The following is a 22,240-nucleotide window of genomic DNA, read 5'->3' on the forward strand; positions in this document are numbered from 1 at the left end:
GCGGCGGGAAGGATCAGGCGTCCTGGCTGGCGTCGGTGATCAGGGTGCCGACGCCGGCGTTGGTGAAGATCTCCAGCAGGGTGGCATGAGGCACCCGGCCGTCGATGATATGGGCGCTCTTCACGCCGCCCTTCACCGCCTCCAGGGCGCAGCGGATCTTCGGCAGCATGCCGCCGTGGATGGTGCCGTCGGCGATCAGGGCATCCACCTGGGCGGTGGTCAGCCCGGTGAGCACCTCGCCCTCGGCGTTCATCAGGCCGGCCACGTTGGTCAGCAGCATCAGCTTCTCGGCGCCCAGTGCCTCGGCCACCTTGCCGGCCACCAGGTCGGCGTTGATGTTGTAGCTGTGGCCCTCGGCGTCCACGCCGATGGGGGCGATGACCGGGATGAAGTCGCGCTCGGCAAGCATCTCGATCAGGTCGGTGGAGATGTGTTCCACCTCGCCCACGTGGCCGATGTCGATGATCTCCGGGGCGGTCATTTCCGGGGTCTGGTGCTCCACCTTGAGCTGGCGGGCGCGGATCTGGCTGCCGTCCTTGCCGGTGAGGCCGATCGCCTTGCCGCCGCACTGGTTGATCAGGTTGACGATGCCCTTGTTGACCAGCCCCCCGAGCACCATCTCCACCACATCCATGGTCTCGGCATCGGTCACCCGCATGCCGTTGACGAAGCGCGACTCGATGTTGAGCTTCTTCAGCAGGTCGCCGATCTGCGGACCGCCGCCGTGGACCACCACCGGGTTGATGCCCACCTCCTTCATCAGCACCATGTTGCGGGCGAAGGAGTCGATCAGGGTGTCCTCGGTCATGGCGTTGCCGCCGTACTTCACCACCACGGTCTTGCCGGAGAAGCGCTGGATGTAGGGCAGCGCCTCGGAGAGCACCTCCACCACCAGGCGCGGGTCACGGGTCTGTTCGGTCATCTCGGGGTCTCTCGTCCTTCTGGATGCGTCGTTGCGGCTGCCGCGTCACGCGGCAGCCCGTGGTGTCAGGCGCGCCTCGCTCAGAGCGTCACCTCAAGCTCGGGGGCCACCGCTTCCAGGGCGGCGGCGAACTGTGCCCGGATGCGTGCCAGGGCCGCGTCGGTCTTGCCCTCGAAGCGCAGCACCAGCACCGGGGTGGTGTTGGAGGCGCGGCACAGGCCCCAGCCGTCCGGGTAGTCGACGCGGATGCCATCGAGCGTGGTCTTGATGCCGTCGCTGCCGAAGTCTCCCTCCCGGGCGAGCCGCTCGACCAGCTCGAACTTGCTCTCGTCGGTGACGGTGACGTTGATCTCGGGGGTGCCGATATCCTGGGGGAAGCGAGCGAAGAAGGCATCGGCGTCCTCCTCCTGGCGGGAGAGGATCTCCAGCAGGCGGGCGGCGGCGTAGAGGCCGTCGTCGAAGCCGTACCAGCGCTCCTTGAAGAAGATGTGGCCGCTCATCTCGCCGGCGAGCTGTGCGCCGGTCTCCTTCATGCGGGCCTTGATCAGCGAGTGGCCGGTACGCCACATCTCGGGCTCGCCGCCGGCCTCCTCGATCACCCGGGTCAGGTTGCCGGTGCACTTGACGTCGAAGATCACCCTGGCGCCCGGGTTGCGGGACAGCATGTCCTCGGCGAAGGCCATCAGCAGGTGGTCGGGGTAGATCAGCTTGCCCGCGGGGGTGATCACCCCCAGGCGGTCGCCGTCACCGTCGAAGGCCAGGCCGATGTCGGCGCCGGTCTCCTGCACGGTGCGGATCAGGTCCTGGAGGTTCTCGGGCTTGCCCGGGTCCGGGTGGTGGTTGGGGAAGGTGCCGTCGATCTCGGCGAACAGCGGGACCGTCTCGGCGCCGAGCTTCTCGATCAGCTGCGGGCCGAGCTCGCCGGCCACGCCGTTGCCGCAGTCCACCACCGCCTTGAGCGGGCGGGCCAGGCGCACGTCGGCCAGTATCCGGGCCAGGTAGGTGTCACGCACGTCCACCTGACGCACGCTGCCCTGGCCCTCGGTCAGGTCCCCCGTGGCGAGGCGGGTGTGCAGGGCGGTGATGGCGTCGCCGGAGAGGGTCTCGCCGCCCAGCACGATCTTGAAGCCGTTGTAGTCCGGCGGATTGTGGCTGCCGGTGACCATCACGCCGGAGGCGGTGCCGTCCAGCACGTGGGTGGCGAAGTAGAGTACCGGTGTCGGCACCATGCCGATGTCGATGACGTCGCGGCCGGCCGCGTTCAGGCCGCGGGTCAGGGCCGCCTGGAGGCGGGGGCCGGAGAGGCGACCGTCGCGGGCGACCACCACGGTGGACTCGCCGCGGGCCGCAGCCTCGCTGCCGATGGCGAGGCCGATCCGCTCGACGTTCGCCTCGGTGAGGGTGTCGTCGACGATGCCGCGGATGTCGTAGGCGCGAAAGATGGAGGCGGGAACGGTCTGGGTCTCGTCTGTCATGGGTGTCCTTGTCCTGTGGGTCGCGTCGGGGCGGAGGTCAGTGGCGGCCCGAGCTGCCGAAACCGCCGGTGCCGCGCTGGTCGCTGCCGCGGCGGCTGGCGTCGAAGTCATCGACCAGTTCGAGCTCGGCCTGCACCACGGGAACAAGCACATATTGTGCCAGTCGCTCGAAGGGCTGGAGGGTGAAGCTGGCCTGGCCGCGGTTCCACACCGAGATCATCAGCTCGCCCTGGTAGTCGGAGTCGATCAGGCCGACCAGGTTGCCGAGCACGATGCCGTGCTTGTGGCCGAGGCCGGAGCGGGGCAGGATCATGCCGGCCAGGCCCGGGTCGGCGATATGGATGGCAAGCCCGGTGCGCACCAGCTCGCACTCGCCGGGCGCCAGCGTCAGGGGGGCCTCGAGCAGGGCGCGCAGGTCCATGCCGGCGGAGCCATCGGTGGCGTAGCGGGGCAGGTAGTCGCGCAGGCGCTCGTCGAGGAGCTTGACGGCCAGGCGGGGCCTGGCGGCGGCGTGTCGTGCGGTGTCGGACATCGGGGGTTCCAGGGTCGTGAGTCGGGTTCAGGGGTGTGGGCGAGCTGGCAGGCAGGCGAGGGCGCGACGGATCACCGCCATGGCGAGCCGTGACTTGGGCTGGGGAGCGAGGGCTTCCTGGTCGAAACCGTCGCTTTCCGGCGACGCATCGTCCTGCCGGGCCCCGCGCCGCCACAGCACCAGCGCGGCGTTGTCGTCGGCGCCGAAGCCCAGCCCGGGGCGCGAGACGTCGTTGGCGACGATCATGTCCAGCCTCTTGCGGGTCAGCTTGTCCCGGGCATAGGCCTCGAGGTCGCGGGTCTCGGCGGCAAAGCCCACCACGAAGGGGCGGCCCGTCCCGGCGTCACGCTCGGCGGCGACGGTGGCGATGATGTCGGGGTTCTTGACCAGTCGCAGGGTCAGCCCCTCCTCGCCCTCGACCTTCTTGATCTTGTGCTCGGCGGCCTGCTCGGCGCGGTAGTCGGCCACCGCGGCACAGCCGATGAACAGGTCGCTGTCGGCGGCCAGTCGCCGGGCGGTCTCGTGCATCTCTAGGGCCGTCTCCACCTCGAGACGCTCCACCCCCGCCGGGCAGGGCAGGCTGACCGGCCCGCTGATCAGCCGTACCGTCGCCCCCAGCGCCGCCGCCGCCTCGGCCAGGGCATAGCCCATCTTGCCGGAGCTGTGGTTGGAGAGGTAGCGCACCGGGTCCAGCGGCTCCCGGGTGGGGCCGGCGGTGATGGTCACGATCAGTCCCGCGGCCGGGGCGTCGCCGGCGTTCGACACCTGGCCCTCGTCCAGCAGCGCCGCGAGGATCGCCTCGGGCTCCAGCATGCGGCCCGGGCCCACGTCGCCACAGGCCTGGTCGCCGCTGGCGGGGCCCAGCAGCCGCCAGCCGTCATCGGCGAGCCGGGCCGCGTTGCGACCCGTCGCCGGGTGGCGCCACATGGCCTGGTTCATGGCCGGGGCCATCACCCTCTCGGCCTCGCTGGCCAGGCACAGGGTGGTGAGCAGGTCGTCGGCCATGCCGGTGGCCAGCCTCGCCATCAGGTCGGCGGTGGCGGGAGCGACCAGGATGGTGTCGGCCCAGCGGGCCAGCTCGATGTGTCCCATGCCGGCCTCGGCCTCCGGGTCGAGCAGCGAGGTGCGCACCGGCTCGCCGGTCAGGGCCTGCAGGGTCAGCGGGGTGATGAAGGCCTGGGCACCCTCGGTCATCACCACGCGCACCTCGGCGCCGGCCTGCCGGAGCAGGCGGGCGAGCTGGGCGCTCTTGTAGGCGGCGATGCCGGCGCTGATGCCGAGCAGGACTCTGCGACCGGCGATGCCGGTTCCGGAAGGCGATGACATGGGCATGTTCCAGGGCGCTGTTGTCAGCCGTCTACCTTACCACTGGCGCCACACCTTGCGTAGACGAGGGAGCGGCTACACTGAGCTCAGAACGGCAGGGCAGGGAGGCGAGGATGTCGATCAGGGACTGGCCGGAGGGCGAGCGCCCCCGGGAGAAGCTGCTGGCGCTGGGGCCCGAGGTCCTCTCGGATGCCGAGCTGCTGGCCATCTTCCTGCGGGTGGGGGTGGAGGGGCGCTCGGCGGTGGACCTGGCGCGGGACCTGCTGGCCACCTTCGGCGGCCTGCGCCAGCTGCTCGAGGCCGACCGCCAGCGCTTCTGCGCGGCGCACGGGATGGGGACCGCCAAGTACGCCCAGCTGCAGGCCACCCTGGAGCTGTCGCGACGCCACCTGGCCAGCCAGCTGGCGCGTGGCGAGGCGCTCACCTCGCCGACCCTGGTGCGGACCTACCTCTCCGCGCAGCTGCGCCACCTGGGGCACGAGGAGTTCGCCGCCCTGTTCCTCGACAGCCAGCACCGGGTGATCCGCTACGAGTCGCTGTTCCGCGGCACCCTGGACAGCGCCTCGGTCTATCCCCGGGAGGTGGCGCGCCGGGCCCTGGAGCTGGGCGCGGGGGCGATCATCTTCGCCCATAACCACCCCTCCGGCGTGGCCGAGCCCAGTGACGCCGACCGGCGCATCACCGACCGGCTGCGCGAGGCGCTCGGGCTCTTCGAGATCCGCGTGCTGGACCACTTCGTGGTCGGGGATGGCGAGGTGGTCTCCTTCGCCGAACGCGGCTGGTTGTAGCGCTTTATCGAGAGCTTCGCTAGCGCTTCTTCGGGCGCTTTGAACTAGCGCTTCTTCGAGCGCTTTGATAAAGTGCGCGCCCGGCTGCGCTCGGTCAGTGTCGAGATCGCAGGTACCCGATTCTGCCGTCGACTCTCCTTCGTGCCGCCACCGACGACGCGGCGTGATGCCACGCCCCCGTCGGATGGCCGCGATATGCTTGCCCGGCGAGGCGCTCTCTGGTATAAAGTGCAGCCTTTGAATTCCCTTGGGTCAAATTTCACGGGATCTCCCGGTTTGCCCGACAGGTTTTGAACACTCAGGGTTCATGCCAGCACATGAACACCTGGCCCAGCGGTTGGAGGCTCCAATGTCAAAAGTATGTCAGGTTACCGGCAAGCGCCCGGTGACTGGTAACAACGTATCACACTCCCAGCGCAAGACCCGCCGTCGGTTCCTGCCGAACCTGCACACCCATCGCTTCTGGGTGGAGTCCGAGGGCCGCTTCGTCAAGCTGCGCGTCTCCTCCAAGGGCATGCGCATCATCGACAAGAAGGGCATCGAGGCGGTGCTCGGCGACATTCGCAAGCGCGGCGACGCCGTCTAAGCGATCCGCCTTCCAGCGATTAACCCTTAATCGACTACCCCGGGAGCAACAGTCATGCGTGACAAGATCAAGCTGGTGTCCAGTGCCGGTACCGGCCACTTCTACACCACCGACAAGAACAAGCGGAACACTCCGGACAAGCTCGAGTTCAAGAAGTACGACCCGGTGGTCCGCAAGCACGTGATGTACAAGGAAGCCAAGATCAAGTAAGCCTTGGTCGTCTTCCGCAGGTGTTCTTGCCTGTCCTCCTGAACCCGGCCCCGTGGTCGGGTTCAGGCGTTTCCGAGGCCCCCGCCGCGAGCGCCGCCCATGCCTGAACTGCCCGAAGTCGAGACCACCCGCCGCGGCATCGCCCCCCATGTCGAGGGGCGCGAGGTCAGCGAGGTGATCGTCCGCCAGCCTCGGCTGCGCGTGCCGGTACCGACGGACCTGGTCGATCGGCTGGTGGGCGCCCGGGTGGGCGAGCTCGCCCGGCGCGCCAAGTACCTGCTGGTGCCGCTCGAGGGCGCGGCGCGGGGCACCCTGCTCTGGCACCTGGGCATGTCCGGCAGCCTGCGCATCGTGCGGATCGGCGAACTGCCCAGGAAGCATGACCACATCGACCTGGTGCTCGACGACGGGGCGATCCTTCGCTACCACGATCCGCGTCGCTTCGGCTTCGTCGACTGGCTCGCCGGAACTCCGGAGCAGGATCCGCGCCTCTCGCGGCTGGGTCCCGAGCCGCTCTCCGCGGCCTTCGACGGGGAGCGGCTGTTCGCCCTCTCCCGCGGGCGTCGCCTAGCGGTGAAGCCCTTCCTGATGGACAACGCCGTGGTGGTCGGGGTGGGCAACATCTACGCTGCCGAGGCGCTCTTCCTGGCCGGCATCGACCCCCGTCGCGCCGCGGGCCGCATCTCCCGCGAGCGCTACGAGCGCCTGGCCGGCGCCGTGAAGGAGGTCCTGGCGGCGGCCATCACCCAGGGCGGTACCACCCTGCGTGACTTCGTCGGCGGCACCGGCGAGCCCGGCTACTTCAAGCAGCGGCTCAACGTCTACGGCCGCGATGGCCAGCCCTGTCGCCGCTGCGGCAGCGAACTTCGCCTGGTGACCCTGGGCCAACGGGCGAGCGTCTTCTGCTCCCGCTGCCAGACCTGACCCGGACCACTCTCCCCTTTCCTCGAGGCAAGCCCATGACCCTGCAATCCCTGCGCCTGAAGAAGCACGCCGACCGCCGCCTCAAGGCGGGCCACCTGTGGCTCTACTCCAACGAGGTGGACACCGCGGCCACGCCGCTCAAGGGCATGGCGCCCGGCGAGCAGGTGGTGGTGGAAGCCGCCAACGGCAAGGCCATGGGGGTCGCCTACGTCAACCCCAACTCGCTGATCTGTGCCCGGATGGTCTCCCGGGACCCGGCCCAGGGGCTCGACCGCTCGCTGCTGGTGCATCGGCTCAACCAGGCGCTGTCACTGCGCCAGCGGCTCTTCGACAAGCCGTTCTACCGCCTGGTGCACGGCGAGGGTGACCTGCTGCCGGGGCTGGTGATCGACCGTTTCGGCGACGTGCTGGTGGTCCAGCTCAACACCGCCGGCATGCAGGCGGTCGTGGCCGAGCTGCTCGATGCCCTGGACAAGGTGCTTTCGCCCCGGGCGGTGGTGCTGCGCAACGACACCAGCGGCCGCCGCCAGGAGGGCCTCGAGCTCTCCGTCGAGGTGGTCAAGGGGGAGCTGCCGGACCCGGTACTGATCGAGGAGAACGGCGTGCGCTTCACCGTCCCGGTCCTCGACGGCCAGAAGACCGGCTGGTTCTACGACCACCGGGTCAACCGCGCCTGGCTCAACGGCCTGGTGGCCGGCAAGCGCGTGCTGGACCTGTTCAGCTACGTGGGCGGCTGGGGCGTGCAGGCGGCCGCCAGCGGGGCCAGCGAGGTGCTCTGCGTGGACGCCTCGGCGTCGGCCCTGGAGCGGGTCGCCGAGAATGCCGCCCTGAACGGCCTGCACGAGCAGGTGGCGGTGGGCGAGGGCGATGCCTTCGAGGCCCTGGCCGCCCTGCGGGCCGATGGCGAGCAGTTCGACGTGGTGATCCTCGACCCCCCGGCCTTCATCAAGAAGCGCAAGGACATCCCCAACGGCGAGCGCGCCTACGGCAAGCTCAACCGCGAGGCGATGCGCCTGCTCGGCCGCGACGGCCTGCTGCTGTCGGCCTCCTGCTCCATGCACCTGGCGCCCGAGCGCCTGGTGGACGTGGTGCGCGGCGCGGTTCGCCATCAGGATCGCCAGGGGCAGATCCTCTTCCAGGGTCATCAGGGGCCGGATCATCCGGTGCACCCGGCGATTCCCGAGACCAGCTACCTCAAGGCCCTGGGCGTGAGGGTGTTCCGGGACTGAGCATGGCCGACGACTCGGTGCGCGTCTTCGCCCATTCCAATGCGCTGCTGGTCAGCCACGTCCACAACCTGCTGGAGGCGGCGGGCATCCCGGCGCGACTGCACAACATGACCCTGGGCGGCGGGGCCGGCGAGCTGCCGCTGGGCGAGTGCGAGCCGGAGGTGTGGGTCAGGCCCCACAATCGGCAGCGTGCCGAGGCGCTGATCCGCGACGCCCTGGACGGGATCAGCGCGGCCCCCGGCTGGACCTGCCCCGGCTGTGGCGAGGCCCTGGAGGGGGCCTTCGAATCCTGCTGGAACTGCGGCACGCACCGACCCTGAGTCGATGGCGGATGCTGCCGACCGTGCCGCGGCGCCGTCGTGAAGGATCGTCCAAAGCGGGTTTTCTGCCCCCGTTGCCTCTCGGCAGAAGAATTTCCTGGTGACGGCGCGCCTTTCCTGGAGTGTTTCCGTTCTTTCGCGTGGACTCTGCGTGGATGGACTGCCTGTGCTGTAATGGGGTGACACCCCCCATCGCGTTCAGGAGACTGCTATGCGGATTGCCGTGCCCCGGGAGATCAAGACCCACGAATACCGTGTCGCCCTGACCCCCACCGGGGCCCGGGAACTGGTGGCGCGGGGCCATTCGGTCACCGTCCAGGCCGGCGCCGGCGAGGGTGCCGGCTTCCCCGATGCCGCCTTCGAGGCGGCGGGAGCCCGCCTCGAGGCCGAGGTCGCGAGGGTCTGGCAGGACGCCGAGCTGATCCTCAAGGTCAAGGAGCCCCAGGCGGAGGAGGTGGCACGGCTGAGCCGGGGCCAGACGCTCTTCACCTACCTGCACCTGGCCGCCGAGGAGACGCTGACCCGCGGGCTGATGGCGAGCGGCGCCACCTGCATCGCCTACGAGACCGTCACCGACCGCCAGGGCGGCCTGCCGCTGCTGGCGCCGATGAGCACCGTGGCCGGCCGCATGGCCATCCAGGCCGGTGCCCATGGGCTGGAGAAGGCCCAGGGCGGCGCCGGGGTGCTGCTCCCCGGGGTGCCCGGCGTGGCGCCGGCCCGGGTGGCGGTGATCGGCGGTGGCGTGGTGGGCGAGAACGCCGCCCGCATGGCGTTGGGCCTGGGCGCCGAGGTGACGGTGCTAGACACCTCCATCCCGCGCCTCGAGACCCTCGACGACCGCTACCAGGGGCGCATGAAGACGGTGTTCTCCACCGCCGACGCCATCGACGAGGCGGTCCGCGAGAGCGACCTGATCGTCGGCGCCGTGCTGATCCCGGGAGCCGCCGCGCCCAAGCTGATCACCCGCGCCATGCTCGCCGAGATGAAGCCCGGCAGCGTGCTGGTGGACGTGGCCATCGACCAGGGCGGCTGCTTCGAGACCAGTCGCCCCACCACCCATGCCGACCCCACCTATCTCGTCGATGGCGTGGTGCACTACTGCGTGGCCAACATGCCGGGGGCGGTGGCGCGCACCTCCACCCAGGCGCTGACCAACGCCACCCTGCCGTTCGTGCTCGCCCTGGCCGACAAGGGCTGGCAGCAGGCGCTGGCCGACGATCCCCACTTCGCCGCGGGCCTCAACGTCCACGACGGCCGGGTGACCTACCGCGCCGTGGCCGAGGCCTTCGGTCTCGACGCCGTCGACCTGGCCGATCTGCTGGGGTAAGGGAGCGAGTCCAGGACTGTCGACGCGCTCAAGGCTTTCCCGGCGACAGGCCATCGAGGGGGCGCTGTGAACCCTTCCCTGGGCGCTACCGATGCCCTGTTTCGCTCTCGCGTCCCGCTCCGCTTGCAGGGCCGGTGCTGGCCATCCGTGGCCAGCCCGTTCGGAGCAGTGCTCCTCACCCCTGGCATAGGACCCCCTCTTCGGCCTGTCCCCGGCGCCTTTCGCTACTGCAGCCGAATTGGCTGTGATCGCTCTGGAGCGGGCCCCGGTCGCCTTGACCGGGGTCCCGCGTTACCATAGCGGGCATTTACGCGAGCAGAGTCCGTCTCCATGACCGCAGCATCCAAGCAGACCCGAGTCCTCACCGGCATCACCACCACCGGCACCCCCCACCTGGGCAACTACGTGGGGGCCATCAAGCCCGCCATCGCCGCGAGCCAGGACCCCAGCGTCCAGTCCTACTACTTCCTCGCCGACCTGCATGCGCTGATCAAGTGCCAGGACCCGCGGCGGGTCCAGGAGTCGCGACTGGAGATCGCTGCCACCTGGCTGGCGCTGGGCCTGGATACCGACAACGCCATCTTCTATCGCCAGTCCGACGTGCCGGAGATCCCCGAGCTCACCTGGATGCTCTCCTGCGTCTGCGCCAAAGGGCTGATGAACCGTGCCCACGCCTACAAGGCAGCCGTGGCCGAGAATGAAGCCGCCGGCAACCAGGACCCGGACAAGGGCATCACCATGGGGCTGTTCGGGTATCCGGTGCTGATGGCGGCCGATATCCTGATGTTCAACGCCCACAAGGTGCCGGTGGGGCGCGACCAGATCCAGCACATCGAGATGGCCCGGGACATCGCGGGGCGCTTCAACCACCTCTACAAGGGCAACTACTTCACCCAGCCCGAGGCGGTGGTCGACGACAACGTGGCGGTGCTCAATGGCCTGGACGGGCGCAAGATGTCCAAGAGCTACAACAACACCATCCCGCTGTTCGTCTCCGAGAAGAAGCTGCTCAAGCTGGTGCGCAAGATCAAGACCAACTCGCTGGAGCCCGGCGAGCCCAAGGACCCGGATACCTGCACCTTGTTCCAGATCTTCTCGGCCTTCTCCGGCCCGGACGCGACCGCTGCGATGCGCGAGGAGTACCGCAATGGCATCGGCTGGGGCGAGGCCAAGAACCGCCTCTTCGAGACCCTCAACGAGCAGCTCCGCGAGCCCCGCGAGCGCTACCAGGCGCTGATGGAGGATCCCGGCCATATCGAGGCGGTGCTGCAGAAGGGGGCGGAGCGAGCCCGCGCCGAGGCCGCGCCCTTCATGGACCGCCTGAGGCAGGCGGCCGGCCTGGGCCGCTTCGTCTGAGGCGCGGCCCCGTGCCGGGTCGTGGTGGCGGGCGCCTTCGGGCGCCCGTCGTCGTTGGCGACGAGGGGCAGGGTTGCTTATTCCCTTCAGCTATTGATTCTTTCTTTTAAATGCTTTTACGTGCTTTTCCGGGGTCGTTACCATGGCGGGTCATCCGGGCTCCCCGCCCCTGACGACTTCGAGAGAGCACGCCATGAGTGAACTCGCCCTGACGCAACGATCCCGACTCTCCCTGCCGGTGCTGGCCGGTACCGGCCTGGTCGCCGCCGCGCTGGTGGTCGGCAGCGCCTTCGGCGCCCGCCTCGGTGCGCTGATGCTGGTCGGCGGCCTGCTGGGCATGGTCCTCTACCATGCCGCCTTCGGCTTCACCGCTGCCTGGCGGGTCTTCATCACCGAGCGTCGCGGCCGCGGCCTGCGCGCCCAGATGGTGATGCTGGCCATCGCGGTGCTGCTGTTCTTCCCGGCGCTCTCGTCCGGCAGCCTGTTCGGCCAGTCCGTCTTCGGCTACGTGGCGCCCATCGGCGTCTCGGTGGTGTTCGGCGCCTTCCTGTTCGGCGTCGGCATGCAGCTGGGCGGCGGCTGCGCCTCCGGCACCCTGTTCACCGCCGGCGGCGGCAACGCCCGGATGCTGATCACCCTGCTGTTCTTCATCGTCGGCTCGGTGATCGGTACCGCCCACTTCAGCTGGTGGCAGAGCCTGCCCGCCTTCCAGCCGGTGTCGCTGGTCAGGGAGTTCGGTGCCGGCGGCGGCATCGCCGTGAGCCTGGTACTGTTCGCCGCCATTGCCGCCTTCACCGTGGTGATGGAGAAGCGCCGCCACGGCCGGCTGGAGCAGGTGCCGGTGATCGATGCCGGCAACCGCCGCTGGCTGACCGGCCCCTGGCCGCTGCTGTTCGGGGCCGTGGCCCTGGCGCTGCTCAACTTTGCCACCCTGGCCCTGGCCGGCCGTCCCTGGGGCATCACCTCCGCCTTCGCCCTGTGGGGGGCCAAGGGCTTCGAGGCGCTGGGGGGAGACGTCAGCCAGTGGGGCTACTGGCAGGCGAGCTGGAACGCCTCCGCCCTGCAGGCCAGCGTATGGAGCGACATCACCACGGTGATGAACGTCGGCATCATGGTTGGCGCCCTGGTGGCGGCCTCCCTGGCCGGCAAGTTCGCCCCCAACTTCCGGATCCCGGCGCGCTCGGTGCTGGCGGCGGTGATCGGCGGCATCATGCTCGGCTACGGCGCTCGCCTGGCCTTCGGCTGCAACATCGGCGCCTACTTCGGCGGCATCGCCTCCGGCAGCCTGCACGGCTGGGTCTGGCTCATCGCCGCCTTCGCCGGCAACATGCTCGGCGTGAAGCTGAGGCCCTTCTTCTTCGAGGGCGAGGCGGGCCGCCTGCCCGCGGCCAAGGGCTGCTGAACGCAGTGGATCCAGCGTGAATCCGCGCCCCGGCCCCGGCCGGGGCGCGGCCGTTTCGGGCATGGTAGAGTGAAGCCCAAGGCGCCCGGAGAGCGTCAACGGCCCGTTCCAGTCACCGCATCGAGAGCAGAGATGACCACCGACACCAAGCGTCCCCTCTATATTCCCTATGCCGGCCCTCCGCTGCTGGAGATGCCGCTGCTCAACAAGGGCAGCGCCTTCACCCGCGAGGAGCGCATCGAGTTCAACCTGATCGGCCTGCTGCCCCAGAACGTGGAAACCATCGAGGAGCAGGCGGAGCGGGCCTACCGACAGTATCGCCAGTGCCAGAACGATCTGGACAAGCATATCTACCTGCGCGCCATCCAGGACGACAACGAGACCCTCTACTTCCGCCTGGTCTCGGAGCACCTCGAGGAGATGCTTCCGATCATCTACACCCCCACGGTGGGCAAGGCGTGCCAGGAGTTCTCCAACATCTACCGCAATCACCGCGGCCTGTTCATCGCCTACCCGGATCGCGACCGCATGGATGACATCCTGCGCAGCGCCACCAAGGACCAGGTCAAGGTGATCGTGGTGACCGATGGCGAGCGCATCCTGGGCCTCGGCGACCAGGGCATCGGCGGCATGGGCATCCCCATCGGCAAGCTGGCCCTCTACACCGCTTGCGGCGGCATCAGCCCGGCCTATACCCTGCCGATCATGCTCGACGTGGGCACCAACAACCCGACGCTGCTCGACGACCCCATGTACATGGGCTGGCGCCATGAGCGTATCTCCCAGGAGGAGTACGACGCCTTCCTGGAGCAGTTCATCCGGGCGGTGAAGCGTCGCTGGCCCAGCGTGCTGCTGCAGTTCGAGGACTTCGCCCAGGCCAATGCGGTGCCGCTGCTGACCCGCTATCGCGACGAGCTGTGCTGCTTCAACGACGACGTCCAGGGGACGGCCTCGGTGGTGGTGGGCACCCTGATGGCCGCCTGCCAGGCCCGCGACGAGGGCATCGGCCAGCAGCGGGTGGTGTTCGTCGGCGCGGGCTCCGCCGGCTGCGGCATCGCCGAGCAGGTGGTGGTCGCCATGCAGGCCGAGGGGCTGGCCGAGAAGGAGGCCCGGGCGCGAGTCTACATGGTCGATCGCGAGGGGCTGGTCACCAGCGACCAGGCCTGGCTGCGCGACTTCCAGTCCCGGCTGGCCCATGACCCGGCCCTGACCGAAGGCTGGCAGGGGCAGGACCTGGTGGAGACCATTCGCCGCATCCAGCCTACGGTGCTGATCGGCGTCTGCGGGCGGCCGGGCATCTTTACCGAGGAGGTGGTGCGCACCATGCACGCCGGCTGCGAGATGCCGGTGATCATGCCGCTCTCCAACCCCACCTCCCAGGCCGAGGCGCTGCCCGCGGACGTGATCCGCTGGACCGATGGCGCGGCCCTGGTGGCCACCGGCAGCCCCTTCCCGCCGGTGGAGCACGCGGGGCGCACCATCCCTATCGCCCAGTGCAACAACTCCTACATCTTCCCCGGCATCGGGCTGGGGGTGGTGGCCTCCGGCGCGAAGCGGGTCACCGACGACATGCTGATGGCGGCCTCCCGCGCGCTGGCCCGTGAGGCACCCATCGTCAAGGAGGGCGAGGGGGCGCTGCTGCCGCCGCTCTCGAAGATCCGCGAGCTCTCCAAGGCCATCGCCTTCGACGTGGCGGCCCAGGCCCAGGGCGAGGGCATGGCGCTGAAGACCGACGGGATCAAGCTGCGCGCCGCCATCGAACGCAACTGCTGGACGCCGGAGTACCGTACCTACCGCCGCCGCTCGTTCTGAGTCGCGACACCGCCACGATAAAGGCCCTGCCGGGACACCCGGCAGGGCCTTTCTGGTTTACGTTGCAGCGGCTCAAGGCGATATCGGCGATCCTAGGCCGCCCCGATCATCTTGCGCAGCACATAGTGGAGGATGCCGCCGTGGCGGTAGTACTCCAGCTCGTTGGCGGTGTCGATGCGGCAGAGGGCGTCGATGTGCTTCTTGCCCTTGTCGCTCCTGACGGTGACTCTCACCTGGCCGCCCGGGGAGAGCTCGCCGAGCCCCTCGATGGAGATCTGCTCGTCGCCGGTCAGGCCCAGGGTCTGGCGGCTCTCCCCCTCGGGGAACTGCAGCGGCACCACGCCCATGCCGATCAGGTTGGAGCGGTGGATGCGCTCGTAGGACTCGGCGATCACCGCGCGCACGCCGAGCAGGCGGGTGCCCTTGGCGGCCCAGTCGCGGCTGGAGCCGGTGCCGTACTCCTTGCCGGCGACAACCACCAGCGGCGTGTCCTCTTCCTGGTAGCGCATGGCGGCGTCGTAGATCGCCATCTGCTCGCCGGAGGGCACGTGGCGGGTCTCGCCGCCCACCACGCCGTCGAGCATCTCGTTACGGATACGCACGTTGGCGAAGGTGCCACGCATCATGATCTCGTGGTTGCCGCGCCGTGACCCGTAGGAGTTGAAGTCCACCGGCTTGACGCCGCGCTCCTGCAGGTAGCGCCCGGCGGGGCTGTCGGGCTTGATGCTGCCGGCCGGCGAGATATGGTCGGTGGTCACCGAGTCGCCGAGCATCGCCAGGATCCGGGCCTCCTTCACGTCCTCGATGGCGTCGGGCGTCCGCCCCATGCCCTCGAAGAAGGGCGGGTGCTGGATGTAGGTGGAGGCCTCGGACCATTCGTAGACCTTGCTCTGCGGCACGTCGATGGCCTTCCAGACGTCGTCGCCATCGAATACCTCGGCGTACTCCTTCGAGAACATCTGGGTATCGACCTTGGCCACCGCCTCGGCGATCTCCGCCTGGCTGGGCCAGATGTCCTTGAGGTAGACCGGCTCGCCGTCCTTGCCGGTGCCGATGGGGTCCTTCGTCAGATCGCAGCGCACGTTGCCGGCCAGGGCGTAGGCCACCACCAGCGGCGGCGAGGCCAGCCAGTTGGTCTTGACCAGCGGGTGGACGCGGCCCTCGAAGTTGCGGTTGCCGGAGAGCACCGAGGCCACGGTGAGGTCGGCAGCCTCGATCGCCTTCTCGATGGGGCCGGGCAGCGGGCCGGAGTTGCCGATGCAGGTGGTGCAGCCGTAGCCGACCAGCTGGAACCCGAGGGCGTCGAGGTCCTCGCTGAAGCCGCCGGCGTTGAGGTAGTCGGTCACCACCTTGGAGCCCGGTGCCAGGGAGGTCTTCACCCAGGGTTGGGTCGAGAGCCCCCTCTCCAGGGCCTTGCGGGCCACCAGGCCGGCCGCCATCATCACGCTGGGGTTGGAGGTGTTGGTGCAGGAGGTGATGGCGGCGATCACGACCGCCCCCGGGTCGAGCTGGAACTGCTTGCCGTCCAGGTCCACGGCCTGGCTGTCGGCGTGCTCGTAGTCAGGAAGGTCATAGCTGCGTTCGACGCCCACCGCGGTCTGGCCGCCCTCGGACATCAGCTTGCCCTTCTCCACGGTGCGCTCGGTGGAGGAGAGCGGCTTGCCGTCCTCTTCCATGACCTTCTCGAAGGCGGCCCGCATGTCGCCCAGAGCGACGCGGTCTTGGGGCCGCTTGGGGCCCGCCAGGCTGGCCTCGACCTCGCCCATGTCGAGGTGCAGGGTATCGCTGAACACCGGCTCGGCGCCGGCCTCGCGCCACAGGCCCTGGGCCTTGCTGTAGGCCTCCACGAGGGCGACCTGGGCGTCGTCTCGGCCGGTCAGGCGCAGGTAGTTGAGGGTCTCCTCGTCCACCGGGAAGAAGCCGCAGGTGGCGCCATACTCCGGGGCCATGTTGGCGATGGTGGCCCGGTCGGCCAGCGGCAGGTCCTCGAGGCCGTCGCCGTAGAACTCGACGAACTTGCCCACCACGCCCTTCTTGCGCAGCATCTCGGTCACCGTCAGCACCAGGTCGGTGGCGGTGATGCCCTCGCGCAGCTTGCCGGTGAGCTTGAAGCCGATCACCTCGGGGATCAGCATCGAGACCGGCTGGCCGAGCATGGCGGCCTCTGCCTCGATGCCGCCCACGCCCCAGCCGAGCACGCCCAGGCCGTTGATCATGGTGGTGTGGGAGTCGGTGCCCACCAGGGTGTCGGGGTAGGCGACGGTCCTGCCGTCCTCCTCCTTCGTCCACACCGTCTTGCCCAGGTACTCCAGGTTGACCTGGTGGCAGATGCCGGTGCCCGGCGGCACCACGCGGAAGTTGTCAAAGGCCTTCTGGCCCCAGCGCAGGAACTCGTAGCGCTCTCGGTTGCGCTCCATCTCGATGGCGACGTTGTCCTTGAAGGCCGAGGCATTGCCGAACTTGTCGACCATCACCGAGTGGTCGATGACCAGGTCCACCGGCGAGAGCGGGTTGATGCGGGCGGGGTCCTCGCCGAGGCGCTCCACCGCCGCCCGCATGGAGGCCAGGTCGACGACACCGGGCACCCCGGTGAAGTCCTGCATCAGCACCCGGGCCGGGCGGTAGCCGATCTCGCGGTCGGAGCGCGCCTCCCGCTGCCAGTCCACCAGCGCCTGCATGTCCTCCCGGGAGACGCTGTCGTCATCGGCGAAGCGCAGCTGGTTCTCGAGCAGGATCTTGAGCGTCTTGGGCAGCCGCTCGATGCTGCCCAGCGCCTCGGCGGCCTTGGGCAGACTGAAGTAATGGTAGGTGCGACCGCCGGCTTCCAGGGTCTGCAGGGTATCGGGGGTAGTCTCGGTGCTCATCGTGTCCTCCTCGTCGCGGAGAGTGAACGAACCTTCCTTGTCTCCATGGGACATGGTCATCATAGGCGGGCTTTTCAAGCGCTGCTCCCCGGCATGCTTGAAATGGCGGCCCCGGGGCGCCATCTTCTTCCGCAGCGGCACGCTATTCCCTGCCATACCCTGGCACACCCCCATGACAGGCCGGCGACGGCCATGGAGTCCCCATGCATGAAGAGTCGTTGAGCCCGCGACGGGTGCGCTGCCCCTACTGCGATGCCCCCTTCGACCTGCTGCTGGACCCCTCCCAGGGCAGCCAGCTCACCTGGGAGGATTGCCACGTCTGCTGTGCCCCGATCCAGGTACGCATCGATGCGGACCCCGCCGACCCGGAGTCGCTGACGGTGACCCTGGGGCGCGACGACGAGGTGCTGTAGACGGTCTCGCTGGCGCGTGACGACGCGTCACGCCCGACGGGCCGCGGGGGCCGCGTGCGGCTGCTACAATGGCGCCACTTACCCATCCGACTGCCATGAGGTTTCTTCCATGAGCGACGCGCGTCACGAACGCCTGATCATCCTCGGTTCCGGCCCGGCCGGTTACACCGCCGCCGTCTATGCGGCCCGTGCCAACCTGAAGCCGCTGCTGATCACCGGGATGCAGGCGGGCGGTCAGCTGACCACCACCACCGACGTGGACAACTGGCCGGGGGACGATGCCGGCGTGCAGGGGCCGGAGCTGATGGAGCGCATGAAGCGCCACGCCGAGCGCTTCGATACCGAGGTGCTCTTCGACCATATCCACGAGGTGGAGCTGCGCGAGCGGCCCTTCACCCTCAAGGGCGACAACGGCACCTACACCTGTGATGCGCTGATCATCGCCACCGGCGCCAGCGCCCGCTATCTGGGGCTGGAATCGGAGCAGAAGTTCATGGGCCAGGGGGTCTCGGCCTGCGCCACCTGCGACGGCTTCTTCTACCGCAACCAGGAGGTGGTGGTAGTGGGCGGCGGCAATACCGCCGTGGAGGAGGCGCTCTACCTCTCCAACATCGCCTCGAAGGTGACCCTGGTGCACCGCCGGGACAGCCTGCGCGCCGAGAAGATCCTCCAGGACAAGCTGTTCGAGAAGGCCGAGAACGGCAACGTGGTGCTGGAGTGGAACCACACCCTGGATGAGGTGCTGGGCGACAACACCGGGGTGACCGGGGTGCGGCTCAGGTCCACCGAGACCGGGGAGAGCAAGGAGCTGGCCGCGCCGGGCGTGTTCATCGCCATCGGCCACAGCCCCAACACCGGCATCTTCGAGGGGCAGCTGGAGATGAGCGGGGGCTACATCCGGGTGAAGTCCGGCCTCGACGGCAATGCCACCGCCACCAGCGTGCCGGGCGTGTTCGCCGCCGGCGACGTCATGGACCATGTCTACCGCCAGGCCATCACCTCCGCCGGCAGCGGCTGCATGGCGGCCCTGGACGCCGAGCGCTACCTGGACGAGCTGTAAAAGCGCCAAGCGCCGAGCCGCGGAGTAGCTGCCTTGATGGCATGAGGTCGCGACTTTTCCGGCGACAGGCCTGTACGGGGGCGCTGTGAACCCTTCCCTGGGCGCTACCGACGCCATCCCTGGCGTAGGACCCCCTCCAGGCCTGTCCCCGGCGCCGCTTGCCCCTTGCCCCTTGAAGCCTGAGTCAATAGTGCGGCGGCACCTCGTCCGCGGGCCCTGGCGCCGTCGCCTCTCCCTCCTGCAGCGCGCGCTGCTGCTCGCGAATCTTCTCCTGCATCAGGTCGTTGATCCGCTCCAGCCGGGCGAGTCGCCGCTCCTGGGTGGCGACGGCCTCGTCCAGGGTGTCCAGCCAGTGCTCCTGGTAGGCGAGTCGGCTCTCCAGGGCCTCCAACCGCGTCGCCAGGTCGGCGGACGCCTGTTCCGCGCTCATGCTAGAATCTGCACGCTGTGTGTCGCCGTTCATCGTGGCACCTTCATGATGTTCCATTCCTTCCTTTCACCCCAACAAGAGAGTCACTCGAGTCCATGAATCGAAAGGTCGTGTTTCGCTGTAGTCTGGTCAGCCTGCTGCTCGCCGCACCGGCTCCGTTGCTGATTGCCCTGTTCATCCACCTGGCGGGTGGCGCCCTGTCGGAGGCGCTTTTCGAGAGCCTCGAGATCGGCGGCATCGCCGTGGTCTACGTGGCCGCGGCGCTGGCGGTCTTCCTGCTGTTGCTGGTCGCCACCCTGGCGGTCAACGTGCTCACCCCGCAGCTGGTCAACCTGGCCGAGGTGGAGAACGACGATCGCGAGATCGGCGAGGTGAAGTGGTTCAACGTCAACAAGGGCTATGGCTTCATCACCCGTGACAGCGGCGAGGATGTCTTCGTGCACTTCCGCGCCATCCGCGGCCGGGGGCATCGCACCCTGGCCGAGGGGCAGAAGGTGCGCTATCACGTCATCGAGAATGAGCGCGGGCTTCAGGCCGACGACGTCACCGTAATCACTTGAATCGAAGCGCCGGGCCATCGCTCGGCAGCTTCTCGCTCATCAACATGCGTAGCGCCCCGCCATCGTGCGGGGCGCTGTCGTTGTGGGGCCTGCAGTCGCGGAATGACCGCTCAGTGCCCCGAGTCGGGCCAGTGAATCTCGGCCTCGCTGCCGTCGGGGAGGACGCGCAGGAAGCGGTCCGGGTCGTCGCCGGGCTGCCAGCCGCCCAGCGAGCAGCGCACCTCGCAGCCAAGCTTCGTGGCGGCGGCGCGGGCGCAGGCCTGGTCGCTCTCCCAGGGCGTCGCGGGGCTGTCGAACCACAGGCTGGCAAAGCCGTCGGCGGCCTTCTCGACCAGCAGCACCGGGATCTCCTGCTCCTCCAGGCGGCCGCGGGTGCGCCACTTGCCCTTGCCGGCGGGCGCCAGGGGCTCGGCGCCGATGGCGGCGGTGAGCCACTCGCTCAGCGCCTCCAGGGGGGCCTTGGCCAGGTAGATCTCGATATCGGGGTAGGTCGTTGGGCTCTCGGGTGTCATGGGGGCCTCAGGGTCGGGCGCTGCCGTTGGCGAACAGGTGGGTGAGGATCGCCTCGTAGACCCGGCTCAGCACGTCCAGGTCGTCGGCACGGATGCGCTCGTTGACCTGATGGATGGTGGCGTTGAGGGGCCCCAGTTCCACGACCTGGCTGCCCAGGGTGGCGATGAAGCGACCGTCTGACGTCCCCCCCGAGGTCGACAGCTCCGGCCGGTGCCCGGTGACCTGCTCCACGCCGGTGACGGCGGCCTCCACCAGCTCGCCCTCGGCGGTGAGGAAGGGCTCGCCGTTGAGGGTCCAGTCCAGGTGGTACTCGAGGCCATGGGCGTCGAGGATCGCCTCGGTGCGCTGCCTCAGCTGCTCGTGGGTCACCTCGGTGGAGAAGCGGAAGTTGAACACCACCTCCACCTCGCCGGGGATCACGTTGGTGGCGCCGGTGCCGGCGCGGATATTGGAGACCTGGAAGCTGGTGGCCGGGAAGAAGGCGTTGCCGGCGTCCCAGTGCTCCCGGGTCAGGGCATCCAGGGCGGGCATCGCCTGGTGGATGGGGTTGCGCGCCAGGTGGGGGTAGGCCACGTGGCCCTGCACCCCCCTGATGTGCAGCACGCCGCCGAGCGAGCCGCGCCGCCCGTTCTTGATCACGTCGCCCAGCCGGGCCGTGGAGGAGGGCTCGCCGACGATGCAGTAGTCGAGGCGCTCGTGGCGCTCGCGCAGGTGCTCGACCACCGCGCGGGTGCCGTCCACCGCGGGGCCCTCCTCGTCGGAGGTGATCAGGAAGCCGATCTGGCCGTGGTGGTCCGGGTGGGCCGCCACGAAGCGCTCCACGGCGGTGATCATCGCCGCCAGGCTGCCCTTCATGTCGGCGGCGCCGCGACCCCGGAGCATGCCCTCATCGTCGATGCAGGGCTCGAAGGGCGGGAAGTCCCAGCGGGTGTGGGGGCCGCTGGGCACCACGTCGGTGTGGCCGGCGAAGGCCAGCAGCGGGCCGTGGTGGCCGCGGGTGGCCCAGAAGTTCTCCACGTCGCCGAAGGGCAGGCGTTCGACCTGGAAGCCGAGCGCCGCGAGGCGCTCGATCATCAGGGCCTGGCAGCCCAGGTCGTCCGGCGTCACCGAGGGACGCCGGAGCAGCTCGAAGGCGAGCTGCAGGGTGGGGGAGAGGCCGGCCGGATCAGTTGTGGGCATGCAGTGCCTCGTTGAGCGCGATGGCGCTCTTGTTGGTCAGGCACTCGATGCGGCCGTTCTGGGAGTTGCGACGCAGCAGCAGGTCATCCTGGCCGGCCAGCTCCCGGGCGGCCACGGTGCGGACCTCCTGGCCCTGGTCGTCGAGCAGGGTGACCTTGGCGCCGGCGGTGAGGTAGAGGCCGGCCTCCACGGTGCAGCGGTCGCCCAGCGGGATGCCGATACCGGCGTTGGCGCCGATCAGGCAGCCCTCGCCCACCTTGATGACGATGTTGCCGCCGCCGGAGAGGGTGCCCATGGTGGAGCAGCCACCGCCCAGGTCCGAGCCCTTGCCGACCATCACGCCGGCGGAGATGCGGCCCTCGATCATGCCGGGGCCCTCGGTGCCGGCGTTGAAGTTGACGAAGCCCTCATGCATCACGGTGGTGCCTTCGCCCAGGTAGGCGCCCAGGCGCACCCGGGCGGTGTCGGCGATGCGCACGCCGCCGGGCACCACGTAGTCGGTCATCTTGGGGAACTTGTCGACGCAGTCCACCGAGAGGGGACGGCCGGCCAGGCGGGCCTTCAGGCGGCGAGCCGGCAGCTCCTCGATGTCGATGGCGCCCTCGCTGGTCCAGGCCACGTTGCGCAGCAGGCCGAACATGCCGGTGAGGTCCAGGCCGTGGGGCCTGACCAGCCGGTGGGAGAGCAGGTGCAGCTTGAGGTAGACCTCCGGGGCCGACTGCGGGGCGCTGTCATCGGCCAGGAACATGGCCACCAGCGGGCGCTGGCTGGCCGCCAGCGACTCGGCCAGCTCGGCCTGCTGCGGGTGGCCGGCCTCGCGCAGGGCGGCCGCCAGGTCGCCGCACTGCTCGGGCAGGAAGCTGACGGCGGCATTGCCCGCCGGGGCATCCAGCACCCTGGCCGCCGCCTCGGTCAGGCTGGCGTCGGGGGAGAGCAGGGGCGCCGGGTAGTAGATCTCCAGCCAGTCGCCCTGGGTGTTCTGGGTGCCGATTCCGAGTGCAAAGCTCAGCAT

Annotated in this window: 22 protein-coding genes; 13 read left to right on the forward strand and 9 right to left on the reverse strand. The window is 69.2% G+C overall.

Going from position 1 to position 22,240, the window contains the following annotated elements; genetic code table 11:
- Window positions 1-13: 13 nt before the first annotated feature.
- The 4 genes from argB to coaBC all read right to left on the reverse strand — a co-directional run bounded on the left by argB (window position 14) and on the right by coaBC (window position 4,255).
- A complete protein-coding gene (argB, locus tag NFC98_RS02090) occupies window positions 14-922 on the reverse strand; it encodes an acetylglutamate kinase (protein WP_254276533.1) in 909 nt (302 codons plus the stop codon).
- An 80-nt stretch (window positions 923-1,002) separates the two neighbouring features.
- Entirely contained in the window at window positions 1,003-2,397 is a 1,395-nt protein-coding gene (locus NFC98_RS02095) for a phosphomannomutase/phosphoglucomutase (protein WP_254276534.1), read from the reverse strand.
- Between the two features lie 37 nt (window positions 2,398-2,434).
- A complete protein-coding gene (gene dut / locus NFC98_RS02100) occupies window positions 2,435-2,929 on the reverse strand; it encodes a dUTP diphosphatase (RefSeq protein ID WP_254276535.1) in 495 nt (164 codons plus the stop codon).
- Window positions 2,930-2,956: 27 nt separating this feature from the next.
- A complete protein-coding gene (gene coaBC, locus NFC98_RS02105; protein ID WP_254276536.1) occupies window positions 2,957-4,255 on the reverse strand; it encodes a bifunctional phosphopantothenoylcysteine decarboxylase/phosphopantothenate--cysteine ligase CoaBC in 1,299 nt (432 codons plus the stop codon).
- 113 nt (window positions 4,256-4,368) lie between these two features.
- Between coaBC and radC the strand changes: the two genes are divergently transcribed.
- From radC to NFC98_RS02155, 10 genes are all read left to right on the forward strand, one after another.
- Entirely contained in the window at window positions 4,369-5,043 is a 675-nt protein-coding gene (gene radC, locus NFC98_RS02110; RefSeq protein WP_254276537.1) for a DNA repair protein RadC, read from the forward strand.
- A 349-nt stretch (window positions 5,044-5,392) separates the two neighbouring features.
- Window positions 5,393-5,629, forward strand: coding sequence for a 50S ribosomal protein L28 (gene rpmB, locus NFC98_RS02115; RefSeq protein ID WP_183333098.1), 237 nt, complete (start codon window positions 5,393-5,395; stop codon window positions 5,627-5,629).
- Window positions 5,630-5,683: 54 nt separating this feature from the next.
- Complete coding sequence (rpmG, locus tag NFC98_RS02120) at window positions 5,684-5,839, forward strand: 50S ribosomal protein L33 (protein WP_016417370.1); 156 nt, start codon at window positions 5,684-5,686, stop codon at window positions 5,837-5,839.
- A gap of 99 nt (window positions 5,840-5,938) precedes the next feature.
- Window positions 5,939-6,763 carry a bifunctional DNA-formamidopyrimidine glycosylase/DNA-(apurinic or apyrimidinic site) lyase gene (gene mutM, locus NFC98_RS02125; RefSeq protein ID WP_254276538.1) on the forward strand — a complete coding sequence of 275 codons (825 nt, stop codon included), beginning with the start codon at window positions 5,939-5,941 and terminating at the stop codon, window positions 6,761-6,763.
- Between the two features lie 35 nt (window positions 6,764-6,798).
- On the forward strand, window positions 6,799-7,992 hold the full coding sequence (locus NFC98_RS02130) for a class I SAM-dependent rRNA methyltransferase (RefSeq protein ID WP_254276539.1): 1,194 nt from the start codon (window positions 6,799-6,801) through the stop codon (window positions 7,990-7,992).
- 2 nt (window positions 7,993-7,994) lie between these two features.
- Window positions 7,995-8,312: a DUF2007 domain-containing protein gene (locus NFC98_RS02135; RefSeq protein WP_254276540.1), complete on the forward strand. Its 318-nt coding sequence runs from the start codon at window positions 7,995-7,997 to the stop codon at window positions 8,310-8,312.
- A gap of 211 nt (window positions 8,313-8,523) precedes the next feature.
- Window positions 8,524-9,639 (forward strand): alanine dehydrogenase, encoded by a 1,116-nt coding sequence (gene ald, locus NFC98_RS02140; protein WP_254276541.1) that lies wholly within the window; start codon window positions 8,524-8,526, stop codon window positions 9,637-9,639.
- Window positions 9,640-9,969: 330 nt separating this feature from the next.
- A complete protein-coding gene (gene trpS / locus NFC98_RS02145; protein ID WP_254276542.1) occupies window positions 9,970-10,995 on the forward strand; it encodes a tryptophan--tRNA ligase in 1,026 nt (341 codons plus the stop codon).
- A 193-nt stretch (window positions 10,996-11,188) separates the two neighbouring features.
- Window positions 11,189-12,397 (forward strand): YeeE/YedE family protein, encoded by a 1,209-nt coding sequence (locus tag NFC98_RS02150; protein WP_254276543.1) that lies wholly within the window; start codon window positions 11,189-11,191, stop codon window positions 12,395-12,397.
- Window positions 12,398-12,529: 132 nt separating this feature from the next.
- Complete coding sequence (locus tag NFC98_RS02155; protein ID WP_254276544.1) at window positions 12,530-14,209, forward strand: NAD-dependent malic enzyme; 1,680 nt, start codon at window positions 12,530-12,532, stop codon at window positions 14,207-14,209.
- Window positions 14,210-14,301: 92 nt separating this feature from the next.
- Here the strand turns inward: NFC98_RS02155 and acnA are convergent, their stop codons facing one another.
- Entirely contained in the window at window positions 14,302-17,073 is a 2,772-nt protein-coding gene (gene acnA / locus NFC98_RS02160) for an aconitate hydratase AcnA (RefSeq protein ID WP_254276545.1), read from the reverse strand.
- Between the two features lie 203 nt (window positions 17,074-17,276).
- On the opposite strand from acnA, the gene NFC98_RS02165 reads away from it, so the two are divergent.
- Window positions 17,277-17,486 (forward strand): CPXCG motif-containing cysteine-rich protein, encoded by a 210-nt coding sequence (locus tag NFC98_RS02165; RefSeq protein WP_183330702.1) that lies wholly within the window; start codon window positions 17,277-17,279, stop codon window positions 17,484-17,486.
- A gap of 109 nt (window positions 17,487-17,595) precedes the next feature.
- Window positions 17,596-18,546, forward strand: coding sequence for a thioredoxin-disulfide reductase (trxB, locus tag NFC98_RS02170; protein ID WP_254276546.1), 951 nt, complete (start codon window positions 17,596-17,598; stop codon window positions 18,544-18,546).
- Window positions 18,547-18,730: 184 nt separating this feature from the next.
- On the opposite strand, the gene NFC98_RS02175 is transcribed toward trxB, so the two are convergent.
- Window positions 18,731-18,976 (reverse strand): SlyX family protein, encoded by a 246-nt coding sequence (locus NFC98_RS02175; RefSeq protein WP_254276547.1) that lies wholly within the window; start codon window positions 18,974-18,976, stop codon window positions 18,731-18,733.
- A gap of 95 nt (window positions 18,977-19,071) precedes the next feature.
- Here NFC98_RS02175 and NFC98_RS17965 point away from each other — a divergent pair, with 95 nt between their 5' ends.
- Complete coding sequence (locus tag NFC98_RS17965) at window positions 19,072-19,536, forward strand: cold-shock protein (protein WP_281379243.1); 465 nt, start codon at window positions 19,072-19,074, stop codon at window positions 19,534-19,536.
- Between the two features lie 110 nt (window positions 19,537-19,646).
- Here NFC98_RS17965 and NFC98_RS02185 read toward each other — a convergent pair whose 3' ends face one another.
- From NFC98_RS02185 to dapD, 3 genes are read right to left on the reverse strand one after another with little or no spacing between them, the layout of a single operon-like run.
- Window positions 19,647-20,048 (reverse strand): hypothetical protein, encoded by a 402-nt coding sequence (locus tag NFC98_RS02185; RefSeq protein WP_254276548.1) that lies wholly within the window; start codon window positions 20,046-20,048, stop codon window positions 19,647-19,649.
- A 7-nt stretch (window positions 20,049-20,055) separates the two neighbouring features.
- Entirely contained in the window at window positions 20,056-21,228 is a 1,173-nt protein-coding gene (dapE, locus tag NFC98_RS02190) for a succinyl-diaminopimelate desuccinylase (protein WP_254276549.1), read from the reverse strand.
- On the reverse strand, window positions 21,215-22,240 hold the full coding sequence (dapD, locus tag NFC98_RS02195) for a 2,3,4,5-tetrahydropyridine-2,6-dicarboxylate N-succinyltransferase (protein WP_183330707.1): 1,026 nt from the start codon (window positions 22,238-22,240) through the stop codon (window positions 21,215-21,217). Before dapD ends, dapE begins: the two co-directional genes overlap by 14 nt.

Origin of the sequence: Halomonas sp. 3H (genome assembly GCF_024206005.1) — a bacterium.
Lineage (GTDB): Bacteria > Pseudomonadota > Gammaproteobacteria > Pseudomonadales > Halomonadaceae > Halomonas > Halomonas campaniensis.

Excerpts from the sequence above, each read along its gene's own strand:
- argB (WP_254276533.1), bottom strand. The coding sequence starts at position 922 with ATGACCGAACAGACCCGTGACCCGCGCCTGGTGGTGGAGGTGCTCTCC.
- NFC98_RS02095 (WP_254276534.1), bottom strand. The coding sequence starts at position 2,397 with ATGACAGACGAGACCCAGACCGTTCCCGCCTCCATCTTTCGCGCCTAC.
- dut (WP_254276535.1), bottom strand. The coding sequence starts at position 2,929 with ATGTCCGACACCGCACGACACGCCGCCGCCAGGCCCCGCCTGGCCGTC.
- coaBC (WP_254276536.1), bottom strand. The coding sequence starts at position 4,255 with ATGTCATCGCCTTCCGGAACCGGCATCGCCGGTCGCAGAGTCCTGCTC.
- radC (WP_254276537.1), top strand. The coding sequence starts at position 4,369 with ATGTCGATCAGGGACTGGCCGGAGGGCGAGCGCCCCCGGGAGAAGCTG.
- rpmB (WP_183333098.1), top strand. The coding sequence starts at position 5,393 with ATGTCAAAAGTATGTCAGGTTACCGGCAAGCGCCCGGTGACTGGTAAC.
- rpmG (WP_016417370.1), top strand. The coding sequence starts at position 5,684 with ATGCGTGACAAGATCAAGCTGGTGTCCAGTGCCGGTACCGGCCACTTC.
- mutM (WP_254276538.1), top strand. The coding sequence starts at position 5,939 with ATGCCTGAACTGCCCGAAGTCGAGACCACCCGCCGCGGCATCGCCCCC.
- NFC98_RS02130 (WP_254276539.1), top strand. The coding sequence starts at position 6,799 with ATGACCCTGCAATCCCTGCGCCTGAAGAAGCACGCCGACCGCCGCCTC.
- NFC98_RS02135 (WP_254276540.1), top strand. The coding sequence starts at position 7,995 with ATGGCCGACGACTCGGTGCGCGTCTTCGCCCATTCCAATGCGCTGCTG.
- ald (WP_254276541.1), top strand. The coding sequence starts at position 8,524 with ATGCGGATTGCCGTGCCCCGGGAGATCAAGACCCACGAATACCGTGTC.
- trpS (WP_254276542.1), top strand. The coding sequence starts at position 9,970 with ATGACCGCAGCATCCAAGCAGACCCGAGTCCTCACCGGCATCACCACC.
- NFC98_RS02150 (WP_254276543.1), top strand. The coding sequence starts at position 11,189 with ATGAGTGAACTCGCCCTGACGCAACGATCCCGACTCTCCCTGCCGGTG.
- NFC98_RS02155 (WP_254276544.1), top strand. The coding sequence starts at position 12,530 with ATGACCACCGACACCAAGCGTCCCCTCTATATTCCCTATGCCGGCCCT.
- acnA (WP_254276545.1), bottom strand. The coding sequence starts at position 17,073 with ATGAGCACCGAGACTACCCCCGATACCCTGCAGACCCTGGAAGCCGGC.
- NFC98_RS02165 (WP_183330702.1), top strand. The coding sequence starts at position 17,277 with ATGCATGAAGAGTCGTTGAGCCCGCGACGGGTGCGCTGCCCCTACTGC.
- trxB (WP_254276546.1), top strand. The coding sequence starts at position 17,596 with ATGAGCGACGCGCGTCACGAACGCCTGATCATCCTCGGTTCCGGCCCG.
- NFC98_RS02175 (WP_254276547.1), bottom strand. The coding sequence starts at position 18,976 with ATGAGCGCGGAACAGGCGTCCGCCGACCTGGCGACGCGGTTGGAGGCC.
- NFC98_RS17965 (WP_281379243.1), top strand. The coding sequence starts at position 19,072 with ATGAATCGAAAGGTCGTGTTTCGCTGTAGTCTGGTCAGCCTGCTGCTC.
- NFC98_RS02185 (WP_254276548.1), bottom strand. The coding sequence starts at position 20,048 with ATGACACCCGAGAGCCCAACGACCTACCCCGATATCGAGATCTACCTG.
- dapE (WP_254276549.1), bottom strand. The coding sequence starts at position 21,228 with ATGCCCACAACTGATCCGGCCGGCCTCTCCCCCACCCTGCAGCTCGCC.
- dapD (WP_183330707.1), bottom strand. The coding sequence starts at position 22,240 with ATGCTGAGCTTTGCACTCGGAATCGGCACCCAGAACACCCAGGGCGAC.